The sequence below is a fragment of the Paenibacillus sp. FSL K6-2859 genome, assembly GCF_038008265.1.
In the GTDB taxonomy this organism is placed as follows: domain Bacteria; phylum Bacillota; class Bacilli; order Paenibacillales; family Paenibacillaceae; genus Paenibacillus_AQ; species Paenibacillus_AQ nitricinens.
Genome location: NZ_JBBOYU010000001.1, coordinates 1528806 through 1550518, shown reverse-complemented (window position 1 = coordinate 1550518; position 21713 = coordinate 1528806). Strand labels below are relative to the sequence as shown.

Genomic DNA, 21713 nt, shown 5'->3' with positions numbered 1-21713 from the left:
ATTTTTTTGGACAAGTCTCTCCCATGTAACTGATGACAGTCTAGCTGCTGATGTCCTCTTCAGAGATTTAAAGAGTCGTCGATGAGATATCACATGATGCAGTTTCTGAAGATTAGCCTTTCACGGAACCCACCGTAAGTCCGCCTACGAAATACTTCTGCAGAAACGAAAAGGCAATCAGTAGCGGAAGCGCACACAGCATACAAGCTGCGAATAGGACGTTCCACTGGGTTGGATTCTGCTGGTCACCCATAAAGCCAAGCATGGCTAGCGGCAGGGGTGACTGCGAGGACTTGGAAATAAACGTCATATTGAAAAAATAGTCATTCCAAATCCAGATGCCCTGCGTGATGATGACCGAAACCGTAACTGGAATCAGCAGCGGAAACACCACTGTCCAGAATCGACGTAAAAGTCCCGCACCATCAATATGTGCCGCTTCTTCTACTTCCTCCGGGACGCCGCTACGAATAAATCCGGTGTATAGAAACGTTGAAAATGGCAGGCTGCAGGTAACGAACATCAAGATCGGCGTATACTGCGTGCTTGGAATACCCAAACTGTTGATCATTTGCACGATTGGAATCAGAACCATCTGTCCGGGTACGACTAGTCCGGCAAGGAAGAACAGATACAGAAACTGACTCCATTTGCTTCTGATTCGTGCCATCGGATAGGAAGCCATAGCCGCGAAGATCACAACTAGAAGAACAGATATCGCTGTCAGCACGACACTATTTAGTAGGGCGGAACCAAAATGCATCCGTTCGAAGGCTGTCCGGTAGCTCGTAAATGATATCTCATTGAACAAATCAAGCGGGTTTGTGTTGTTGTCTGGTGATCTCAGTGAGGTGGACAGCACAATCACAAGGGGAATCAGATTCAGTACCATAATTACGATAACGATGAGCTGAACAAGTATTTTTTTGAGAATTAACCCGGTTGTAACAGGCTTCCGCACGTTCCGGATAGGCTTATGCTGCTGCTGGAGGTTGCCTGCTGCTGTTCCATTGCTCATGCTGACACCTCTTTTCTATTCATCATCAGGACGGAAATCGCTGTAATAGCGATAATCAGCATAAACGAAATAATCCCGAGCGCCGAGGCCTTGCCGAACATTTGCTCCGTAAACGCCATTTTGTAAATTGAATAAATCAGGGTGTTAGTAGAAGTTCCAGGACCTCCATTGGTCATAATAAACGGGAAATCGAAGGCTTTCAGGCCATTAATTAAACTTAGCGTTGTATTAATCGTAATGGATGTGGCGAGCAGTGGGAGCTTCACAAATCGTAATAGCTTCCAGGCGCTACAGCCATCAATTCTACCAGCCTCGAGCAATTCACTCGGAACAGTCTGAAGACCTGCCAGAAAGATAATCATCGTTGTTCCGACGTTCTTCCAGATTTCTACGAAAATAATAGAATACAGCGCCGTAGAATAGCTGCCGAGAAAATTCAAATTATCATTCGCAATCCCGAGCTTGGTCAAGAACGTTGCAATCATCCCGCTGTCCGGCATATAAACATAACTCCAGATGAAGCCGACCACAATCGCACTGAATAGAGTCGGAATGTAGGAGATGGAGCGGTAAAAGCCCTTGCCTCGAATCTTCATGTTCAGCAGCAGCGCCAGTCCAAGCCCGATTAGATTGCCCCCCACTACGCTGACAACCGTATAAATGAGAGTATTCTTGATCGAATTACCCAGTGTACCTCCGCTAAACAAGTCTTTGTAGTTATCAAAGCCGATATAATTAAAGGTTTGGGCGTACCCGTTAAAGTCAGTGATGCTGTATTGAAACAGCTTAGTGATCGGAAAGATCCAGAATGTTAAATAAAAGATTAGCGCCGGCAACGCGAAAAAATACATCGTTTTTTTCATTACAGTCGATTTCATCTCTGTCTTATCCTCCTATCCAAAACCGTACCGCCAGCTTAGCTATTTTGATGCAGGACTGGCGGGACGATCTTCAGTGGTTCCGGTTTAATTTTTCCACAATTCCTTGAACTTGGCGTCCATAGCCTCTGTAACTTGCTCCGGCGTAGTCTTTCGTCCGCCGATAATTTCTGCGAACTTAGCTTCCATCTCTTCAGCTACACCCGTTGGCCACATTTGATTCGGGAAGTATACGGACTTTCCATTATTCAGATATGAATCATTAACTTCTTTGAACAGGTCATGATTCAACGGAAAACCTTTATACACGCTGATCGAACTGTTGGCTTCGGTCCAAGCCTTGAACAGATCTGACTGACCATCAAACAGGTAATTCATAACTTCCTTGGCAATGTCCAGATTCTCCGATTTGGCGTTCAGCGCGAAACCAGCAGCAGTGGCAGCAGAGACATAAGTGGGCTGGCCTGAATCGTTAGCAGGCAGAGAGAAGAATCCACGGGTAAAGTCGGCTGCACCTTTGGCTGTCAGTGTTGCATAATCCCAAGTTCCGTCAAACACCATAGCTGCTTTACCATCTACGAACAGTTGAGCCGCTTGAGCACTTCCAAGTCCAAGTGAGTTCTTGACTACATAACCTTTGTTATATAATTCCTTCATTTTGGAGATCGTGGCTACCCACTTTGGATCTGTTAACGATTTTTCTCCCGCTTGAAGCTTGGTATCGAAATCCATTTCATCCGGATAAACCTCATTCGCTGCGATTTGATACATCCCGAACTGGAGGAACCAAGGATCTTTGTCCGCGAGTGAGATTGGAGTAATGCCCGCATCCTTCAGCTTCTGGCAAGCTTCCAGGAATGAGGTCCAATCCTTCGGCATTTCTGTGACACCCGCCTGCTTGAACAAATCCTGATTGTAATACACCCCTAGATAATCAAGACCTCCAGCGATTCCATAAGGTTTACCCTCATAAGACATATCATCTTTCGCCCCTTGGCTGATGTTATCCCAAAAGGTTAAATCCGATAGATCAGCCGCATAGCCGGCCTTTGCCATGTCCAGGACACCGAGGGATGCATTTCTTGGGAATACCCAGTAAATATCAGGCCCTTTACCTGAAGCGAGCTTTGTACGAATCGAAGTGAAATACTGCTCATCCGGAAGCTTAGAAGTTTCGAGCGTAACGTTAGGGAACTTTTCCTTAACGAGCTTAGGCATAATATCAAGTGCAAAATCCTGTCCGTCCGGGGCTTTAGTGCCAGATACCATCATGGTCAGCGTCACCTTTTTCGCACTGTCTGTTGTTGCTGCCGGAGCATTTGTAGCGCTTTCACTATTTTCAGCGTTACTAGTGTTGCTGTTGTTACCTGAGCCGCAGCCTGCTAGTACAGCAAGTAACAGCGCTAGCATTAAAGCTCCTGTCCGTTTTTTAGTACGTAATTTCATAGAATAACCTCCCTGTTTTCATATCACTTCTATTTCCCGGCATCCATTTTTTGTTGGTTGCTGTATTGTTATTTTAATCTTGTAAGCGGTATAATTACTTTTGCATTTAGGGTGCACTATTTTACGAACGGCTTAAATCGGAGGAGAGCGAATGAAATTTTCCAGTATCAAAACGAAACTCTTTCTAGCACTCGTTCTTGTATCTGTCATTCCGATTGTGATCGTCACGTATAACTCCTACCGGAGCTATACCAATCTGGTCAACCAGCAAACCTCTCTCGTTGCCTCCAACACCATCCATAATACCGTTAAAGGCATTGAGGATATTTTCGGCAATATTGAACGCATTTCACTTACCATTCAGCAGCAAACCTCCAGTGCGACCGCATACACTACCGTTAGCGACGAGCTAAAAAAACTGGCCAGCACCAGCGATTCCTATGATATTTTCATTATACAAAACAAGCTGAAGCTGATCTTCGAGAATTTGCTGCTGAGCTATGATTATGTGAATGGAATCTACCTTTTTTCTCCTGACGGCAAAAATATCAGCTATGGAAGTACGGCGGAACTGAAGGTGGGTTATGTCCCACTCCAGGATGCGTGGTATCAGAAGACCATCGCCAACAAAGGTCAGCTTTATATTGGCGAGCCCGGTGTAAAGCCTTATATCATTAATTCTGAGCCGTCCCTGGTATTCTCCCGCGCGCTCTACGATATGAAGACTCAGCAGTTCCTTGGTGTATTTATGCTTGACTGTAGCTTAGATATTTTCAAAGGCCTGAATCAAGACGCTGTGCCTAATATGAGCTATTTTGTGCTAGCCAACGACGATGGCAACATTATCTACGATAGTACCGGTCAGAACACGGACTCACGGCTGCCGGAGGATTTAACCCGTAAGACCGAGGCGATGCAGGGCGATGAGCTGGAATTTTACAATGAAAATAATCTGACGGTTATTCAGCGGCTTCCTGTGTACCACTGGACGGTTATCGCCAATATTTCTTTGAGTGAGTTGTATGAGAAATACGGAATTTCCAACAAACTGATCCTTTATATTTCCCTTACTTGTGCGGTCATTTTCATTCTGCTGTCCATCCTATTGTCCAATTGGATTACTAAGCCGATCACTCAGCTCGCCAAAATCATGCGCAAAAATAAATCACAAAAATTCGTTACAACCGAGATCAAACCTAAGCGGGTTGACGAGATCGGCTTTCTGTATACGGAATACAACAAGATGATGCAGGACATCGACATCTTTGTCAGAGAAAGCTATCAGAATAAAATCCTGACCATGGATTCACAAATGAAAGCGCTTGAAGCCCAGATTAATTCGCATTTTCTGTATAATACACTCGAATCTATCAACAGCATAGCTGAAATTGAAGAGGTTGAAAGCATTGCTGTAATGACCAAAGCATTGGGAGATATGTTCCGCTACAGCATCAAGACTGACAGTGAGCTAGTATTTGCCCGTGACGAGATTCAGCATGTCGATAACTATATGGCTATCCAGCAGATCCGCTACGGCAGCAAAATCTGTTTTGTTAAAGAGATGGAGGACTCCGTTCTGGAAGCGAAGATTCTCAAGCTCATCCTTCAGCCCTTAGTGGAAAATGCCGTCTACCACGGCTTGGAGAATAAAAGAGGGAATGGCATGCTCTTACTAAAGGGCTTTCTGGAGCCTGACACTAAGCGGATTATCTTTGAAATCCGAGATGATGGGATTGGTATCCCAGAAGCACGGCTTAAGGAAATTCAAGCATTGCTAGATCAGCCACCGGAATTCATGGGGCTTGGCCACCGGAGCAGACAGAGCATCGGTATTAAGAATGTACACTCTCGAATTGCCCTGTATTACGGCTCAGATTTCGGACTGACCATAACCAGTGAACCAGCGCTGGGAACAACGATCACCCTAACACTCCCCTCTAAATAAAGATAAAAGGAGACTGGATCATGTACAAATTCATAATCGTCGACGATGAGCCTTTGATCCGCCAGGGTCTACTAAAAAAAATCAAGGCAGTGACTAATGAACTGATCTTCAGTGGAGAAGCCGACAATGGTGAGGATGCCTTGGACCTTATCCAAGCGACGGACCCACATCTAATCTTCACCGATATGCGGATGCCCGTGATGGATGGAAAATCCCTGCTTCGTCAGCTGCAAAATGATTATTCCGATAAAAAAATCATCGTCATCAGCGGATTTTCCGATTTTGAATATATGCAAGAAGCGATCTCAGCCAGAGTTGTCCACTATTTACTGAAGCCGTTCAGCAAAGACGAGATCCACCAAGCGATCTCCAAAGCGATAACCGCCATAGAGAGTGAGCAGTCCGCTAAGGCGGAAACTCTGAATATAACCAAAGAAGCGGAGCAGCTAAGCCTACAGGGAGATTTGCAGGCCCTGCTTCAATACATTGCCGGCTTCTACCCGGCTGAGAAGCCGCCAAGCTTCCGATCAGCCCCATTGCTCAATCTGATGACATCCCGAAGAATGATCCTATTGACGCTCTATGATCCAGAAGATCTAGTTGCCCAAGAACCCTATCTGGAGAGGACTAGTATCTTTCTCCCTCATCCTCAGAGCAGGAAACTCGCCTTTTCACTCCTGCTATGTGATGCTTCACTGAGTGATTCTAAGGTGCTGGAACTGGCTTCTTATGAAGCCAAACAGTTGATCGAAGAAACTGGACCACAAGCCTGCATCGGCATAAGTGGCAGAAAAACCGATCTGAAGGAACTCCCGCAGGCACGGCTAGAATCGATGTCCGCATTGAACTGTCGGGCCATCGCCGACCAGGGACAGTTTTTCCACTACCGCCCGGGTAGCTACCAAGCAGGACCGGAAATGTGGGAAGGCAGTCGGGACCTCATCTTTTTCATCGAATCTGGAAACATCGATAAAGTGAAAGAAAGGGTTCATGACTATTTCGACTATTATCAAGGGCAGCCTGCAGCGACAATCCATCAGTTGAAAGAGAATTGCCGAGCCATCATCACAGAGGTCAAAACCTTGGTCTCCGTCTATTTTCCTGTGGAGAACGGACAACATACCTCATCCAGCCTTGAAGGCGTACTAAGTATTTCATTTGATGCAGAAGAAATCCGGGGATATTTCCTGACCGTGTTGACCTCCATAGCGGAATTACTGAAGGAACAATCGGTCTATTCCTCTCCCAACGTCATTGACAATGTGAAGGTATATATCCGCAAAAACATTTGCTCACCTCTCACACTAGAGCATTTATCGAATCTGTTCTACATCAGTCCGAGCTATCTCAGTCACCTGTTTAAAGAAAAGACGGGAGAAAATCTGATTGATTATGTTAACAAAGAACGTATCGAACGTGCTAAGCTGCTGCTTCGCACCAGTGATGAGAAAATTTATAAGATCGCCAAGAGCCTTGGGATCGATAATACCAAATATTTTTTCCGGCTGTTCAAGAAAATGACCGGATTCACACCGGAGGAATACCGAAAATTAAGAGTTGCTGAAAAAAGGGGGCAGGCTAATGGATCATAAGGAACTTGATCATTACCTGCGCCGCCTTGATGTAATTGAAGCCAAACAGCAGTACACCCGCCGCAACATTAATGAATTTGGCGGCACAGAATTGATCCTGCCTCACGGAGAACGGGTCCCTCGTCTGCCGGTACATCATTTTTTTAGTCAGGGCGATTATCATATCAGCAAGCACCACCGGTTCGCCGATATGCCGGAGCATACGCATACATTTATTGAACTCAATTATATGTATTCAGGACGTTGCCGGCAGACCATTGGTGGGTCCGTCGTAGAACTGATTCAAGGCCAGATTTGCTTGCTGGACACGGATGTGCCCCATTCGATTTCTACACTTGATGAAGACGATATCCTAATCAATATATTAATGCGAAAGGAAACACTGAACGCGGCATTTCTGACCCGGCTGGGATCTGACGGAAGATTAAGCGATTTTCTGATCAACGCCCAATCTCCCGCCGCAGCCCATGACCGTTACCTAGTCTTCCGATCAGATAGCTGTCATAACCTTCACCATATCCTCGCTAGCATGATGTGCGAGTACTTTGATCCCCGTGATTTTTCCACGGACATGATCAACGGTTATATGATCCTCGTATTTACAGAGCTCATGCGGGTTTTAAACCAGGACAGCGTATCCAGCGGGTTACCTACCACTAAACGGAGCGATCTACTGGAAATTCTACAGTATTTGGAACGCCATTTTAATGACTGCTCCCTGAAGGATTTGGCCGCACGCTTTAATTTCAATCCTAATTACCTGAGCAATCTACTTAAAAAAAGTACGGGCAAAACGTTCGGTGAACTGGTACAAGAGCATCGCATGGCTTATGCCGCTCTCCTACTCGCTAACAGTGATCGACCGATTGGAGATATAGCGGGGGAATGCGGATATGAGAGTCTCAGCTTCTTCTACAAAAAATTCTCAGAACGATACGAAGTTACTCCGCTATTGTACCGCAAACAGAATCAAACAACCTGAGAGACCATTTACTACGGTGCTCAGGTTGTTCTGGCCGCTAACGATTATGCATCTGTTTATAATTGATATTTGCGGATCAGATACGATGGTGTGCAGCTCCAGGCATGACAATAGCTGTTAATCAAATGACTGCCATAGGGTGAAAAGCTCTTATCACTTGGATTATACAGCTCCCAGAACGTATCAGCCCCGTCTTTAATCATCTGCCCCCAATACTTCTTGATCTCCGAAATGGCGTTGTCTCTTTCACCTACCTGGATCAGTGCCTCAATGAAATGGTGAACCATATAAGGTGTGGTCATCGGAATGGGAGACAAATCCTGCTGAAGCCTGAGCAATATTTCCTTCCCACACTCTTCTTCTACAATTCCAGCAAGCACCATCCAAATCTGAGAAGCCCACGAAACCTGCCGAATGTCCCCGCTCACGAAATAGCTTAATTCAGAATCCCATAAATGTTCCAAAGTGGCTTGCGTAAGCTCTTCAATCGTCTGCCGTAAACGATCCTGTCTTTCATCTCCGAGAAGAGCAGCCAGCTCCACAGCGCATTTCAAGTTATAGATTAAAATGGCCTGCGCCGGAGCCTGTTTGTTCAGATCCGGATGCCAGTCAATAAAGGCCCACCAAGTCTCATTGTCGGTCACAATGCCACGCTCATCTAATCGCTCTAAGGCTATTTCTATCTGCCGATAAGCAGACGGCCACAGCTCTTCCAGCGTATTCCGGTCATCAGTAGCCAAGAAATAATCACACAGAGTAGATACAAAAAAAAGTGAATAATCATAGAGATACGTATCGTCAGGGATCACATGGGGTTTCATGAACAAGTTGGCTGTGATCTGTCCTCGCTCATCAGGATAAGCTGCAAACAAGTACAGGCATCGCTTAACCAAATCGTTGCCTGAGAACGTTTCGTAATTGGCCAGCGCCTGCAGCCGCAGATCCCCAAGCCACAGTCTGCGGTCCCGCTTAGGCCCGTCTTCAAAGACCTCCTGCATACATTCTTCGAGCGTCTTCACACTGACCTCATCAATGGCCTGCAGTTCCGCATCCAGGTGGTCCAGCGGAGCTAGAAAAGAGCGGTCAGCCGAGGTTTCTGCTATACAGCTGATTTCGGCAAAGGATATTTTATATTTGAGTGACGTATCAAGAACCCTAAGCTTTACATATCGGAAGCTGTATCTACGTTCCATATTTAGTAATGCAGGAAGCACATCCAGATGAACCCGCTCTTCCTGCAGCCATGAGCTGCTAAGCCAGCCGTCATAATCCGAGAAAGGTTCAGCCATCTCCACCGGCATTTCTCCGAGGGTGATCTGCAGATGTAGCGGAGCATCCGGGGGGCTGCCTATAGGAATGATCTGTATGGCCAACCGTCCAACCAAATGTTCTCCGAAATCCAGAATAACCTCCTCCCCCTTCCCAAAAACAATGGAAGAAAGAGGCTCCGCATTTTGAAACGTTTCAGCCTGCCAACCATGCACCGCTAGTTCTCTCTTTACAACCCGGATGATCTGCTTCGGTGAACATTTCCGGTAAATAAGCTGGGGCAGAAGCTGCTCTGCGGTTAAAGCAAACGCCTCATTTTTATGGATAGTTACTGCTTGCTGGCGCTGCATCGCTTGAGTCATAATCAATATCCTCCTTCGTTTGTCTTATTCCCCCTCTAGTAAACCTCAATTCCACTTGCCTGAACATGCAGTGAATACAGGTAATCTTACTCTTATTACAGTTCTGATCGACGGAGCGAAGCTAGTTTGTCATGATAAAAAAAGATGCAGCATGAAAAACAGTACAGCTGCCTTAATAAACTGCAATAACCTGCGAATCTCCGCGATTTCAATACTTTAATAGAACGTTTACTAGACTAATTCCCAACAAATAAGGGCTCTTTCCATGTTGACTTTTCAACATATAGTGATTAAAATAAACAACGCACACTAAATATAGTATGGATATGATTTTCCAGTATTTACAGCTTATCTATTCAATCTTTACAGTATTTAATGTAGGTTTAATATATACAGGGGGAGAGACTCCATGCTAGTCGCATACGATTCGAAAACAGGAAACGTCAAACGCTTCATTGGTAAGCTTAAGCTGCCAGCTGTGCAGATTGAAGAGCATATGACCATTGATGAGCCTTATGTGCTTATTACATATACCACCGGCTTTGGACAAATTCCAGAGAAGGTGTCTACTTTCTTAAAGAACAATTATTCCAATTTGAAGGGCATCGCCGCCAGCGGCAACAAGAACTGGGGCGAGCTGTTCGCGAATAGTGCAGACTTGATTGCAGATCGGTACAACGTGCCAGTTATTGGGAAATTTGAACTATCAGGCACATTTGGTGATGTAGAACGAATTAAACAGGAGGTGAGCCGAGTTGCGGCATATTGAATTAAACAACATGTTGATGAAGAGAGACGAAAGTGGCTTCTTTCAATTGGATAAAGACCTTGAGGCAGTAGCCGAATTTATGCGGGATGTAGAACGGCGTAGCCTGGTTTTTGCGAATACAAAGGCCAAGGTTGATTATATGATTGAACAGGATTTCTATGAAAATTTTTACGAGCAGTACAGCGTGGCTGAAATTGAGGAAGTTTATCAAATTACCCATGCCTACAACTTCAGTTTTCCATCTTATATGGCAGCTTCGAAGTTCTATACGGATTACGCTGTAAAAACCAATGACCGTAAGCAATATCTGGAGCATTACCCGGACCGTGTGGCGGCAGTTGCCCTTCACCTAGGACGCGGGAACGCCGACACTGCCAGCATGCTTGCCCGTTCAATGATGGAGCAGCGCCTACAACCGGCGACTCCGACCTTCTTGAATGCCGGCAAGAGCCGTCGCGGTGAGCTAGTGTCCTGCTTTCTTATTGAAATGGATGACTCGCTTAATTCGATCAACTATGTACTAAATACTTGCATGCAGCTGTCGAAGATCGGCGGTGGCGTGGCTGTCAACCTGTCCAAGCTTCGCTCCCGCGGGGAGACCATTAAAGGGGTTGAAGATGCAGCCAAAGGCATTATACCTGTACTCAAGCTGATGGAGGACGGCTTCTCCTATGCTGACCAGATGGGTCAACGTAAAGGCTCTGGAGCCGCTTACTACAACATTTTTGGCTGGGATGTTCTTGAATTTCTCGACAGTAAGAAGATCAATGCCGATGAAAAAACAAGACTCAAAACCCTGTCCATCGGCCTAATCATTCCGAATCGCTTCTATAAGCTGGCGAAGGACAATGAACCGCTCCATGTATTTGCCCCTTACAGTGTGTACAAAGCTTACGGCACGCATCTTGATGACATGGATTTGGATGAAATGTACGATAAGCTGCTAGCCGATCCACGTGTCAAAAAGAAAAAGGCCATGAGCGCACGGGATATGCTGACCAAAATCGCCATGATCCAACTGGAATCTGGCTATCCATATATTATGAACAAGAGCAACGCCAATGAAGCTCATGCCCTGAAAAACGTAGGACAGATCAAAATGTCCAACCTCTGCACGGAAATCTTCCAGCTGCAGGAGACCTCTGAGATTGCCGACTACGGGCAGGAGAATACTATCCGCCGTGATGTTAGCTGCAATCTGGCTTCCTTGAACATTGTCAACGTGATGGAGCATGGCAAAATCCGTGAATCGGTACATGAGGGCATGATCGCCCTGACCGCTGTCAGCGATATGACCAGCATCTCCAATGCCCCAGGCGTAGCCAAAGCAAACAAAGAGATGCACTCGGTTGGTCTCGGTGTTATGAATTTACACGGCTATCTGGCCAAGAACAAGATCGCCTATGAAAGCGAACAGGCTCGCGATTTTGCCCGGACCTTTTTCATGACCATGAACTACCATTCACTGGAGAAAAGCATGGAGATCGCTGCTGCAACTGGCCGGTCTTTCCAGGGATTCGAGGCTTCTGATTATGCGACAGGAGCTTATTTTGAGCGTTACCTGACTACAGATTACCGCCCTGTAACGCCAAGAGTACAAGAGCTGTTCGGTGATATTTTCATCCCATCCCCTGCGGACTGGGAACAACTACGCGATGCAGTAAAAGCAAAGGGTCTATATCATGCTTACCGTTTGGCGATTGCGCCAACTGCCAGCATTTCCTATATTCAAAATGCCACTTCAAGTGTTATGCCTATTGTAGAGCAGATTGAGACACGGACTTATGCCAATTCAACGACTTACTATCCAATGCCGTACCTGCGGCCGGATAATGTATTTTTCTATAAATCGGCTTACCAAATGGATCAGTTCAAGGTAATCGATCTGATCGCGGAAATCCAGCCCCATATCGACCAGGGCATCTCGACCGTTCTGCATGTGAACAGCGATGTCTCCACCAGAGAACTGGCCCGCTCCTATCTGTACGCGGCACATAAAGGTTTGAAGTCGCTGTATTACACCCGGACCAAAAAGCTGTCCGTTGAGGAATGCCTCACCTGCTCTATCTAACTGGAAGGCTATAGCCGCAGAAAAGGAGATTGCCATATTATGACCGCTATCCAAGCCGTTAACTGGAACCGTCCTGACGACGATTTCTCATTGATGTTCTGGAATCAGAACATTATGCAATTCTGGACGGACGATGAAATCCCATTATCCGATGATAAAATGTCCTGGCTCACACTCAGCGAGACAGAAAAGGATTCCTATATGAAGGTACTCGGCGGACTCACGCTGCTGGATACGATTCAAGGCGGAGTAGGTATGCCGCAGATTATGGAGCATGTCGAAGGCCTTCAGCGCAAGGCTGTGCTTGGCTTTATGGGCATGATGGAACAGATTCACGCCAAATCGTACAGCAGCATCTTCACCACTTTGTCCTCCACGGAGGAGATTGACAGTGTATTCCGCTGGGTTGAAGAGAATCCTTATCTGCAGTTCAAGGCAGAGACCATATCACAATATTACAAAAAAATAGATTCACCCAAAGATCTGTACCTTGCCATGGCAGCCTCAGTACTGCTCGAGAGCTACTTGTTCTACAGCGGCTTCTTCTACCCCCTATATCTGGCCGGTCAAGGCAAAATGACTTGCAGCGGTGAGATTATCGACCTTATTCTACGGGATGAGAGCATTCATGGGGTATATGTCGGTGTACTGGCGCAGGAGATCTTTGACGGGCTTCCAGAGGACGAGCAACGCGAGCTACACCAGAAGCTGGTAGACCTCCTTAGACTGCTCCATGAGAATGAAGAACGTTATACAGAGCAGATCTATGCTCCCATCGGACTGGTGGACGAGGTTAAGACTTTCCTTAGATACAATGCCAATAAAGCCATGATGAATCTGGGCCATGATCCGCTATTCGACGAGGAAGAGATCAACCCGATTGTTCAGAATGGTATCAGTACCCACACCAAGCAGCATGATTTCTTCTCGAAAAAAGGGAACGGATACGTGCGGGCGCTTAACGTGGAGCCGCTAAAAGATGAAGACTTTCAATTTTAAATATAGATAAAGCAAAAAAGTGCGGAGAACATTCTCCGCACTTTTTTGCTAACTGTAATATTAGATTATTGCAAACCTTTTAGGTATGTTCTGGCTTCTTCGTAGGTATCGTAAGCATCTGCAAAATCTCTACCAAAAATACGTTTCAATTGCATTCTCCAAATTGGATTTTTAGTTACATAAGCCCATCCTGCTTGACCAGCTTCACTCGCCATCGCACCTGTAGGGGCTAGCATAGCTGCAACCTCAGGAGTAAGTACACTTTTAGATTCTGTTACATCAGTTGTTCCTGTAAATTTAGGTTTAACAAGCTTCATGATATTTTCAAAGTCTTTAAGGTATCCTGGAACATCTTCAGCTGAAAAATCAATAGATACTACATCGATATGGTTCTCATTTTGGTTGTACTTAATTGTGTATGGCATAATTTTTTTCCTCCAAGTTTTAAAGTTATTTTTTTAATGATAGAGATGAAAATGTATGTAACTTCACAGACAAAAAATACCTGCCCCAGGCTTTTTCAGGGCGAAGACATCTACTTCCTGTATCGTTTTTATAACAACACCCTTTCTAGAATATTAACTAATACATATTACCTATATTATTATCGACAAATTTCTTTTTTTATTTATATTAAAATACAATTTTCTACAAATTCCAACATATCCATGGCATATTTTCCTTAATTCATTCATTTTTGTGTATCAGCTGTCCCTTACAACCATGCAATTTGCCAACATACGAAGAATCTGTTTTTAGACAACTAAAAAAGACTCTGCGTGCGACTTCCAATTTTAATCCAGTCACCCTACAGGTTTTTGGAACCAGAATACGCCGCAAAGCCTTTAATATTATATATTAGTTGTTATATAAGTAAATTAATCCTTAATTACTTTGTTGCGGAATAGCCCCCGTCAATCACATGTGCTGTACCTGTAATAAAGGAAGCCTCATCACTTAGTAGGAAGCATGCAAATGCAGCTACTTCCTCAGGCGTACCGTATCTGCCCAGAGCCGTTCCAGAAGCGATAAGAGATTGAAGCATCTCTACATCATCAGACAACAGCTTTTCATATCTGTTCATGGTTGGTGTTGGGATAGGACCAGGGCAAATAGCATTTACTCTGATGTTCCGGTGACCCACTTCTTTGGCAACGGATTTAGTCATGCCTACAATGGCATGTTTACTTGCTGAATAGGCTGCATCATTGGCCATCCCAATGAAAATACCATGCAAAGAGGAACAATTTAGAACGGAAGCTCCGGATTTCATATGTGGTAATGCATAATGCAACATGTAGAATTGGCCATTAAGATTTGTCTGAATCACCTTTTGAAACAATATCGGATCATATTCTGTAACATCCGCATTATCTCCTGTAATTGCTGAGTTGTTGTAAAGGCAATCAATTTTTCCGTAGGCTGCCAATGTTTGATCTACAATATTTTTGCAGTCTGCTTCAAGAGAAACGTCTGCCCGAACAAACAACGCCTGCCCGCCTAAAGCTTTGATTTCTTCAACTGTGTTAGCTCCAGCATCTGATCGATTGGCAACTACTACAGTACCACCCTCACTTGCTACTCTTAAGGCTGTAGCTTTTCCGATTCCTGTACCTGCACCTGTAATAATAACTACTTTGTTCTCAAATCTGTTGCTACTCATTATGTGCACCACTTTCTTCTGTCTTTTTCAGGAGGAGGATTCGAACCTCATAGACCCTAAAGTCACCTGATGCAATGCAAATTGGAACATTTTTGCAGAAAAATCGACAAAATTATCCTCTATATGACAACTTTATTGTATTTAATTGTATATAGCAATCAATATTTTGATCGACATAAAAAATACACCCCTTAGAATTTCATCAGAAAAACCAGAAGTTTTATCCAATGTATATTCTAAGGGGTTTGGTAGTTTGCAAATCCGTCGTTGTTAATGAAACCATATTCCAAACAAATTATTTATTGGCTTATAGATAAAGATAATTAGAAACAGCGGACTGGGGATGTTCAACTTTAACAACGCGCATAAGGTCGCGCCAAGCCCCAAAATCCAAAATATAAAATATACGCTAAGATCACGTACTCGGCGCTTTCGTATTAATTTAGGCAAATCAAGTGCCATACAACCAACAGCAATCACCAAAAAAAACAGTATTATCATTTGGCTTCACTCCTTGATTTTTTCAAGAAAAGAATTATCTGTTAGACCCACGCGGTTAATAACTACTGAGGCACTATAATGGACGGGCAATGATTTAAGATAGTCATCGCCTTTTGTTTGCTGTAGCTTTGCCCAAGCTTTAGGGCTGGCATGGTAGATCGATTGTCCAAATCCCATAATATCAACATTGAAGCGATTATTTACTTGCTCCACAGTGTTTTGCATCCGCTCAATAATCCGTTCCTCTGTTTCCTTCTCCAACCGTCTTATAGTGCTTACCAGTTCCAAATTCTCCACACTTTGCACTTCTTCAATATTGCAAAGCGTCTTCACATTAAGGTAAATATGCGGCTCCCCATCAATAATTTTTACTTTGCGTTTGGTTGAAGCCTGGATCGCTTCGATAACAATAGGTTTTCCGTCTTCCCCTGCTACCGGACCAGAATGTGAGGTTACCTTATCATTGATATAATTGTAACCGATCGTTTCACCCTCGTTTAGCCAACCGATCAGTTTGTCTTTTCTGAACACAGCAACAGTATGGTATTCCAATCTCGCCTTAGGCATTGTTCGCTCTACATTGCTTTTATCTCCACCCTCTTTGGGATCTCCCATAACTTCCACTCCGGTAAGTACAGGGTTTTCACCTTGGGACATTAAAGTTTCAATAAAATCATCCAGCGTGACAGCGACTGTTTTTGCTGAATCTTTATAAGAATTATCTAGGGAACTAAATAATTTGTTCGCTGGTAATTTATCCATAGGTGTAAGGACATTCAAGACATCGCTAGCGGTTGTATTTCTGGCAACCATAACGTAGAAATCCATTCTAGGTTCCCGACTTCTTTTAAATACGTCCAGTATCTCGCCCACTCCGGAGCGGGCAAGTTCCTCCCCAATCACTAACACCCGGATATGACCAAGATAACTCGTTCTAGAACTATCCAGATTCAACATACGTTGTGCATCATAAAATGTAGGTACCGTAAATTTATAAACAACCACCGGGACTCCAGTACCTCCCCCTCCTCCATTCGATTGTGAGGAAATTGCAGATGGAATAACGACCTGCATCGAAACTGTATAACCAGTTTCAGCCTTGTCGATCCCTATCCCCAGGACAAAGGCTACCTCATTTAGCTCCTTTCTTTCCCAACAGCCACTTAGCACTAAAGTAAATTGGAGAGCTATCATCAATCGAAGAGCGCCTCTAACTAATTTTTTATTCATTGTGTTGATTCCTCATCACTGGATGTGCTTTGACGAAATAGGTTCTGTGTCTTGTTCTCAGCAGGTCTTGTCTTTAAAAAAGGCCACGGAAAGCGAAAAATTGAGTCTTTTAAGTCTTTTGAGTTATAAGGTCCGAGCGGACTCATGTAAGGCATTCCGAAAGAACGCAAGCTCGATAAATGCAGTACGATGATAAAAATCCCGAATAGAATGCCATATAATCCGATAAATCCTGCCAAAGCTATAAGCACAAAACGGATCATCCGTGCAGCTATAGACATTCCTGTCTCCGGAATAACAAAACTAGAAATGGCTGTAAGCGATACAATGATGACCATTGCAGAGGAAATAAAACCCGCCGCAACCGCTGCTTGCCCAATCACCAACGTTCCGACAATGGAAATTGCCTGTCCAATATTTTTAGGTATCCGCACCCCCGCCTCCCGCAAAATCTCATAAGTCATTTCCATGATCAGGGCCTCGACAAAAGCAGGAAAAGGAACACTCTCCCGCTGGGCAGCTAAACTAATTACAAGATTGGTCGGTATCATCTCCTGATGATATGTAGTAATCGCAACATACAATGAAGGTGCAAGCAAAGTAATAAAAAACGAAATAAAACGAACTAATCTCAGCAATGTTCCAATATCTGCCCTTTGGTAATAATCCTCAGCAGACTGAAAAAATGCTACAAAAAATGTGGGTACCAATAGTACAAAAGGGGTACCATCAACAAGAATGGCTACTTTTCCTTCCAAAATACCTGCTGCAATCGTGTCCGGACGATCACTGTTGTATACAGTAGGAAAAGGTGTAACTGCCGTCTCTTGAATAAACTCTTCAATATATCCACTCTCGAGAATACTGTCCGTATCAATTTTATTCAGACGGTGCTTTACTTCTTGCACCAAATCCTTATTCGCTATGTTACTTAGATACATAATGGATACGCTAGTTTGAGTCACCCTTCCGATCTGAACGGTTTCCAGCCATAAATGGCTATCTTTTATTTTCCGCCGAACCAGTGCTGTATTCGTCCGCAAATTCTCCGTGAATCCTTCCATTGGACCTCGTACAACCGATTGCGAACTGGGTTCTCCTACATTGCGATCTTCCCAGCCAGGTAAACCGATCCGGAGAGCGGTGGATGTCCCATCGAGCAGCAGCATTACACTACCGGACAATAATTCGTGTACAAATTGGTTGAAATCAACGATGACGGTTAGATCACCGGCTATTAATATTTGTTTCTTAATGATCTCAATCTTCTGCTCGGGTTCAAGCTTCCCCAGCTGTTCATAAGGAATATGTTCCTGCAAAGAATACAAAATTGAATTGTGCAGCACCTGAGTATCTACAAGACCATCTATGTAAATCAAAGAAATATGAGTATTTTCTTCTATCTGCAACTCTTTTATCACTACATCAGAACTTCCGCCCAGCAACCCGTACAACTGATCAATATTGGTTTTCAATCGGTTTGATAGTCTAACAGTCTCCGAGCTCTTCATGATGTAGCCTCCACTTCACTTAGATTAATGAGTATAGTTTGATGTTAATTTTGATAATTATTCCTTTCTGATTAAAATTCGGAATGGCATAATTCTGGTAACTACAACCATACTAAAACTAGTCCAATAAATTTGAGGGGGTATATGCATTTGGAGAAAGATCGAATTAGTACCAATCAAATGATTATACTCGGGCTATTCACATTTATTGGGGATATGGCGCTTGTGTATCCAGCGTTAATGATATCAGGAGCGCAACAAGATGCATGGATTGCTGCTTTGATTAGTATTCCCTTGGGCCTGGCGACCATAAAACTGTTGCTCTGCTTAGCAGACATTGAACCCGACAAGAATATTATCGAGCTTAGCCTACAAATTCTAGGAAAATGGGCCGGAACAGCTGTAGCCTTGTTCTATCTAGTGTTCTTCCTGATTGCAGCTTCCACCTACATAAGAGAAATTGAAGATTTCATGTGTACACAGATTTACGAGAAAACACCCGGTGGGGTTATCCGTTTTATGGCCATTTTCCTGCTGGTATATGGCGTACGATTGGGTCTGGAGACATTGGGACGGGCAGCTCAGCTTTTTTTCCCTTTGTTTGCAGTTTTTTTGATCGGTCTGCTGCTTCTGCTAACACCCGATGTCAAAATGGAACGTTTATACCCCATCATGAACACACCAGTACCGGACATGCTCCATACTTTGATGTATGGTGTTTTTTATCCTTTTGGTGAATTGTGCGTGTTTCTTATGGTATATCCTTATGCTCAGAAGAATAGCAAAACTAGCCGGGATATTTTCATAGCCTTGATCATCGGAGCTCTGGGACTTAACCTCATCTTATTTTTTTCCATTACCGTTCTTGGTGTTTACGCTTCTGAACATCAATTTTATGCCGCATATATTCTTGCTCAAAAAATTAATATTGCTAATTCTCTGCAACGTATTGAAGCGCTTATGGCTACAGCATGGATTATCAGTACATACTTCAAAACAGCCATTTATTACTATGCTTTAACATTAGGTACAGCCCAATTATTTAAACTTAAAAGCCATCGCCCACTGATCATACCCACTGGATTTTTGTTATTTGGTATGTCACAACTGATCGCCAAAGACATCATTTTCTATGTAAAGGAAATCCCTGCCTACTGGGTAGATTGGGATTTCACTCTTGCATTTGTTCTGCCGCTTATGTTGCTAATTGTGTATTATTTTAAAAAACGTCTTGCAACTAAGGTTTAAACGACCTTTCTCCTAAAAATCGAGTAGGAGGGGGCGGCGAGCCCCCGTCCTCTCACAATATTGGTTATTCAATGCACGTTGCAGAATTGGACTCCCTGCAATTCGCCAGTACCCTTTCCGAGTATTTCCCCACTCATATGCTATATCCTTAGGCACGCCTAAAGATATAAGCCTTTTGACCTTGGTTCTCGGGTTCTTCCATTGCTTCCAGAGACACATTCGCAATCTCCTTCGAATCCACATATCCATCGCTTTTAAGACACTTGGCGTATCCGCCAGACAGAAATATCCCTGCCATCCCATCAAGTATCGATTGAGCTCCTGGATTCTCTCTTCCATTCGCATCGCTTTCTTTCGGGATGTGATCTCCCGAATTCGTGCCTTCGCTTTCTGCAAGGACTGTTTCGCTATCCTCACCTTGGGCTCTTTATCGCTACTAAAACTAAACCCAAGAAATTTTCGTTTCCATGGGCGGTCCACCGCACTCTTCGCTTGCTTCACCTTTAGTTTTAGCCTCGTCTCGATAAATACTATCGATTGCCGCAAGGTTTGCCAGTTTTGTACGATGTGTTCTCGTAAGGATTTTACGGACATCCCATCTACGCCATGACTTCCTTTATTCGCTTCAGCACGCTTTAAGGCTTGCAGAAGATTTTCCCGTGACAACAGTTGCTCCAACATTTTTTTCACCTCTCTTTACGTGATTTGTATCTTCCTCTTGTGCCAGAGATGAATTCTGCCCTGCCGAAGCTCCTCACGGGATTCACCGCTTCCTTCCTCAGTCAGGTCCTTTCGGATTTTTTTTCTGCTTTCATTACTCATCTTGAACGCCTGGATGTACAAATACCTACTTCATGTTCAGCCCTTCCGCAGCTGTTGCAACAGCTCGCGTACTATGGCATCTGCTGACTTCTGTGCGTTCAGCCTACTTTCTCAAGCAGGGTTACGAAGTGACTTCGCCTTCCGCACAGATCTCCCCAGGTAAGAACGCTATCTTCCTCTCCATCTATCTGCTCCATTTACTCCCGTACGCCTTTGGCAGTATGGACTTTGTTTTGTTATGCAACCTCATCCAGCCTACGTTAGCCTTATATGAAGTTCGTGTTCCTCAGACCGGAGATTTGCCGCCGGCTTCCTTCAGATTCCACCTCGCGGTGGACACCCTTGCCTTAAGCTAATGGCTACTACTGCCTTCGCATTCGGGACTTCAACCCTATAGATAGCGCCCATGCTGGGCGCACATAAAAAAGGACAGCTATTGAGCTGTCCTTTTGTTCATGAATTTCTTCATGCAGTAGATTTATTCCTTCTTATCCAAAGGTATCGACGATGGTGTTACGTCACGAATAGGTTCATTTGACACTTCAAAGGTTGATCCACAACTCGGACAAAAGCGAGCCTCGATGGCCACATTTCCACCGCATGCTTTACAGTGCTTCACATCAGACAACCCAGCGATTTGCTGCAGATTGACCTCAATCTCCGACTTCAGTTCAAGAATACGGGAAATATTCTTCTCGATCTGCTCACTCGGCAGTGGTCCTGCTCCTTGTGTTACAGCTTCAAACAACAGTTTACCCATTACTTGATACTGCTGGTCAATGTCATTCTGCTTGCTGTTGTTCTGTAATTTCAAACGATTAATCTCCACCACTGTCTTTGCCTTATTCCCAGCCTCGCTTACGCCTGCCTTTACCTTGTTAAAAAAGCTCATGTTCAGCCCCCAATTCCGTAGTAGTCATATATAAGCATATTTCGACACCGCCACAAGTATTCCTCTCTTTATTGTACCTAACTTCAACCGCGATTTGTAGTTCATCCACAATGATGAACTTATTTCCCCCGCCTTCCTGCGGGAACGAACCTCGACTCAGGTCTGGTATTTAAAACCGCCTTCAGGCCGTTTTGCCGTATTCGAAAAGGCTATACAATAAGTACATAAGCAAGCGGGTTGCAAGATTTAATAATACTCACCCCCATAAGAGAGGATGACAATAATAAATGAAAAAATTATATCGTTCCAGAAGTGACCAGAAAATTAGTGGTGTATGCGGAGGTCTTGCCAGTTGGTCAGGCATCGATGCCACAATTCTCCGTCTCGTAACGGTTGCGGCAGCACTTTTCAGCTTCGGTACCGTACTTATCTTTTACTTTATCGCCAGCATCATCGTCCCTAAAGAACCTTTTGGCAGCTTTTCGGATGGACATGATTTCTATTAACAGATCTTC

The 21713-nt window shown here is 44.2% G+C and carries 18 protein-coding genes and 1 pseudogene; 9 read left to right on the top strand and 10 right to left on the bottom strand.

Annotated features, from left to right (window positions below; translation table 11 throughout):
• Positions 1 to 112: 112 nt before the first annotated feature.
• The 3 genes from MHB64_RS06920 to MHB64_RS06910 form a co-directional block, all read right to left on the bottom strand.
• Positions 113 to 1018: a carbohydrate ABC transporter permease gene (locus tag MHB64_RS06920; protein ID WP_094871188.1), complete on the bottom strand. Its 906-nt coding sequence runs from the start codon at positions 1016 to 1018 to the stop codon at positions 113 to 115.
• On the bottom strand, positions 1015 to 1896 hold the full coding sequence (locus tag MHB64_RS06915) for a carbohydrate ABC transporter permease (protein WP_094871190.1): 882 nt from the start codon (positions 1894 to 1896) through the stop codon (positions 1015 to 1017). Before MHB64_RS06915 ends, MHB64_RS06920 begins: the two co-directional genes overlap by 4 nt.
• An 87-nt stretch (positions 1897 to 1983) precedes the next feature.
• Positions 1984 to 3342, bottom strand: a complete 1359-nt coding sequence (locus tag MHB64_RS06910; RefSeq protein ID WP_341134011.1) for an ABC transporter substrate-binding protein — start codon at positions 3340 to 3342, stop codon at positions 1984 to 1986.
• A 151-nt stretch (positions 3343 to 3493) separates the two neighbouring features.
• Here MHB64_RS06910 and MHB64_RS06905 point away from each other — a divergent pair, with 151 nt between their 5' ends.
• The 3 genes from MHB64_RS06905 to MHB64_RS06895 are packed head-to-tail and all read left to right on the top strand — an operon-like array spanning position 3494 to position 7861.
• Positions 3494 to 5287, top strand: coding sequence for a sensor histidine kinase (locus tag MHB64_RS06905; RefSeq protein WP_094871194.1), 1794 nt, complete (start codon positions 3494 to 3496; stop codon positions 5285 to 5287).
• A 20-nt stretch (positions 5288 to 5307) separates the two neighbouring features.
• Positions 5308 to 6879 (top strand): response regulator, encoded by a 1572-nt coding sequence (locus MHB64_RS06900; protein WP_341134010.1) that lies wholly within the window; start codon positions 5308 to 5310, stop codon positions 6877 to 6879.
• Positions 6869 to 7861: an AraC family transcriptional regulator gene (locus MHB64_RS06895; RefSeq protein ID WP_341134009.1), complete on the top strand. Its 993-nt coding sequence runs from the start codon at positions 6869 to 6871 to the stop codon at positions 7859 to 7861. The genes MHB64_RS06900 and MHB64_RS06895 overlap by 11 nt, the downstream gene beginning before the upstream one ends.
• A 56-nt stretch (positions 7862 to 7917) precedes the next feature.
• On the opposite strand, the gene MHB64_RS06890 is transcribed toward MHB64_RS06895, so the two are convergent.
• Entirely contained in the window at positions 7918 to 9492 is a 1575-nt protein-coding gene (locus MHB64_RS06890; protein WP_094871200.1) for an alpha-L-rhamnosidase-related protein, read from the bottom strand.
• A gap of 409 nt (positions 9493 to 9901) precedes the next feature.
• Here MHB64_RS06890 and nrdI point away from each other — a divergent pair, with 409 nt between their 5' ends.
• Genes nrdI through nrdF form a run of 3 tightly spaced genes read left to right on the top strand, consistent with a single transcriptional unit; the run spans position 9902 to position 13331 of the window.
• Positions 9902 to 10261 (top strand): class Ib ribonucleoside-diphosphate reductase assembly flavoprotein NrdI, encoded by a 360-nt coding sequence (nrdI, locus tag MHB64_RS06885; protein WP_094871201.1) that lies wholly within the window; start codon positions 9902 to 9904, stop codon positions 10259 to 10261.
• Positions 10248 to 12332 carry a class 1b ribonucleoside-diphosphate reductase subunit alpha gene (nrdE, locus tag MHB64_RS06880; protein ID WP_094877406.1) on the top strand — a complete coding sequence of 695 codons (2085 nt, stop codon included), beginning with the start codon at positions 10248 to 10250 and terminating at the stop codon, positions 12330 to 12332. Before nrdI ends, nrdE begins: the two co-directional genes overlap by 14 nt.
• Before the next feature lie 39 nt (positions 12333 to 12371).
• Positions 12372 to 13331, top strand: coding sequence for a class 1b ribonucleoside-diphosphate reductase subunit beta (gene nrdF / locus MHB64_RS06875; protein WP_094871205.1), 960 nt, complete (start codon positions 12372 to 12374; stop codon positions 13329 to 13331).
• 65 nt (positions 13332 to 13396) lie between these two features.
• Here nrdF and MHB64_RS06870 read toward each other — a convergent pair whose 3' ends face one another.
• The 4 genes from MHB64_RS06870 to MHB64_RS06855 all read right to left on the bottom strand — a co-directional run bounded on the left by MHB64_RS06870 (position 13397) and on the right by MHB64_RS06855 (position 18236).
• Entirely contained in the window at positions 13397 to 13756 is a 360-nt protein-coding gene (locus tag MHB64_RS06870) for a hypothetical protein (protein WP_341134008.1), read from the bottom strand.
• Between the two features lie 464 nt (positions 13757 to 14220).
• Entirely contained in the window at positions 14221 to 14994 is a 774-nt protein-coding gene (locus MHB64_RS06865) for an SDR family NAD(P)-dependent oxidoreductase (RefSeq protein WP_094871209.1), read from the bottom strand.
• A gap of 507 nt (positions 14995 to 15501) precedes the next feature.
• Positions 15502 to 16725 (bottom strand): Ger(x)C family spore germination protein, encoded by a 1224-nt coding sequence (locus MHB64_RS06860; protein WP_094871213.1) that lies wholly within the window; start codon positions 16723 to 16725, stop codon positions 15502 to 15504.
• A complete protein-coding gene (locus MHB64_RS06855) occupies positions 16722 to 18236 on the bottom strand; it encodes a spore germination protein (protein ID WP_094871215.1) in 1515 nt (504 codons plus the stop codon). Before MHB64_RS06855 ends, MHB64_RS06860 begins: the two co-directional genes overlap by 4 nt.
• A 144-nt stretch (positions 18237 to 18380) precedes the next feature.
• Here MHB64_RS06855 and MHB64_RS06850 point away from each other — a divergent pair, with 144 nt between their 5' ends.
• A complete protein-coding gene (locus tag MHB64_RS06850) occupies positions 18381 to 19484 on the top strand; it encodes a GerAB/ArcD/ProY family transporter (protein WP_341134007.1) in 1104 nt (367 codons plus the stop codon).
• Positions 19485 to 19496: 12 nt separating this feature from the next.
• On the opposite strand, the pseudogene MHB64_RS06845 reads toward MHB64_RS06850, so the two are convergent.
• A pseudogene (locus MHB64_RS06845) lies at positions 19497 to 20012 on the bottom strand (group II intron maturase-specific domain-containing protein); the annotation flags it as partial.
• A gap of 326 nt (positions 20013 to 20338) precedes the next feature.
• On the opposite strand from MHB64_RS06845, the gene MHB64_RS06840 reads away from it, so the two are divergent.
• Complete coding sequence (locus MHB64_RS06840; protein WP_341134005.1) at positions 20339 to 20662, top strand: hypothetical protein; 324 nt, start codon at positions 20339 to 20341, stop codon at positions 20660 to 20662.
• A gap of 122 nt (positions 20663 to 20784) precedes the next feature.
• On the opposite strand, the gene MHB64_RS06835 is transcribed toward MHB64_RS06840, so the two are convergent.
• Positions 20785 to 21198 carry a zinc ribbon domain-containing protein gene (locus tag MHB64_RS06835; RefSeq protein ID WP_094871221.1) on the bottom strand — a complete coding sequence of 138 codons (414 nt, stop codon included), beginning with the start codon at positions 21196 to 21198 and terminating at the stop codon, positions 20785 to 20787.
• A 287-nt stretch (positions 21199 to 21485) separates the two neighbouring features.
• On the opposite strand from MHB64_RS06835, the gene MHB64_RS06830 reads away from it, so the two are divergent.
• Positions 21486 to 21704, top strand: a complete 219-nt coding sequence (locus MHB64_RS06830; protein WP_042185808.1) for a PspC domain-containing protein — start codon at positions 21486 to 21488, stop codon at positions 21702 to 21704.
• The last annotated feature ends 9 nt before the right edge of the window (positions 21705 to 21713 follow it).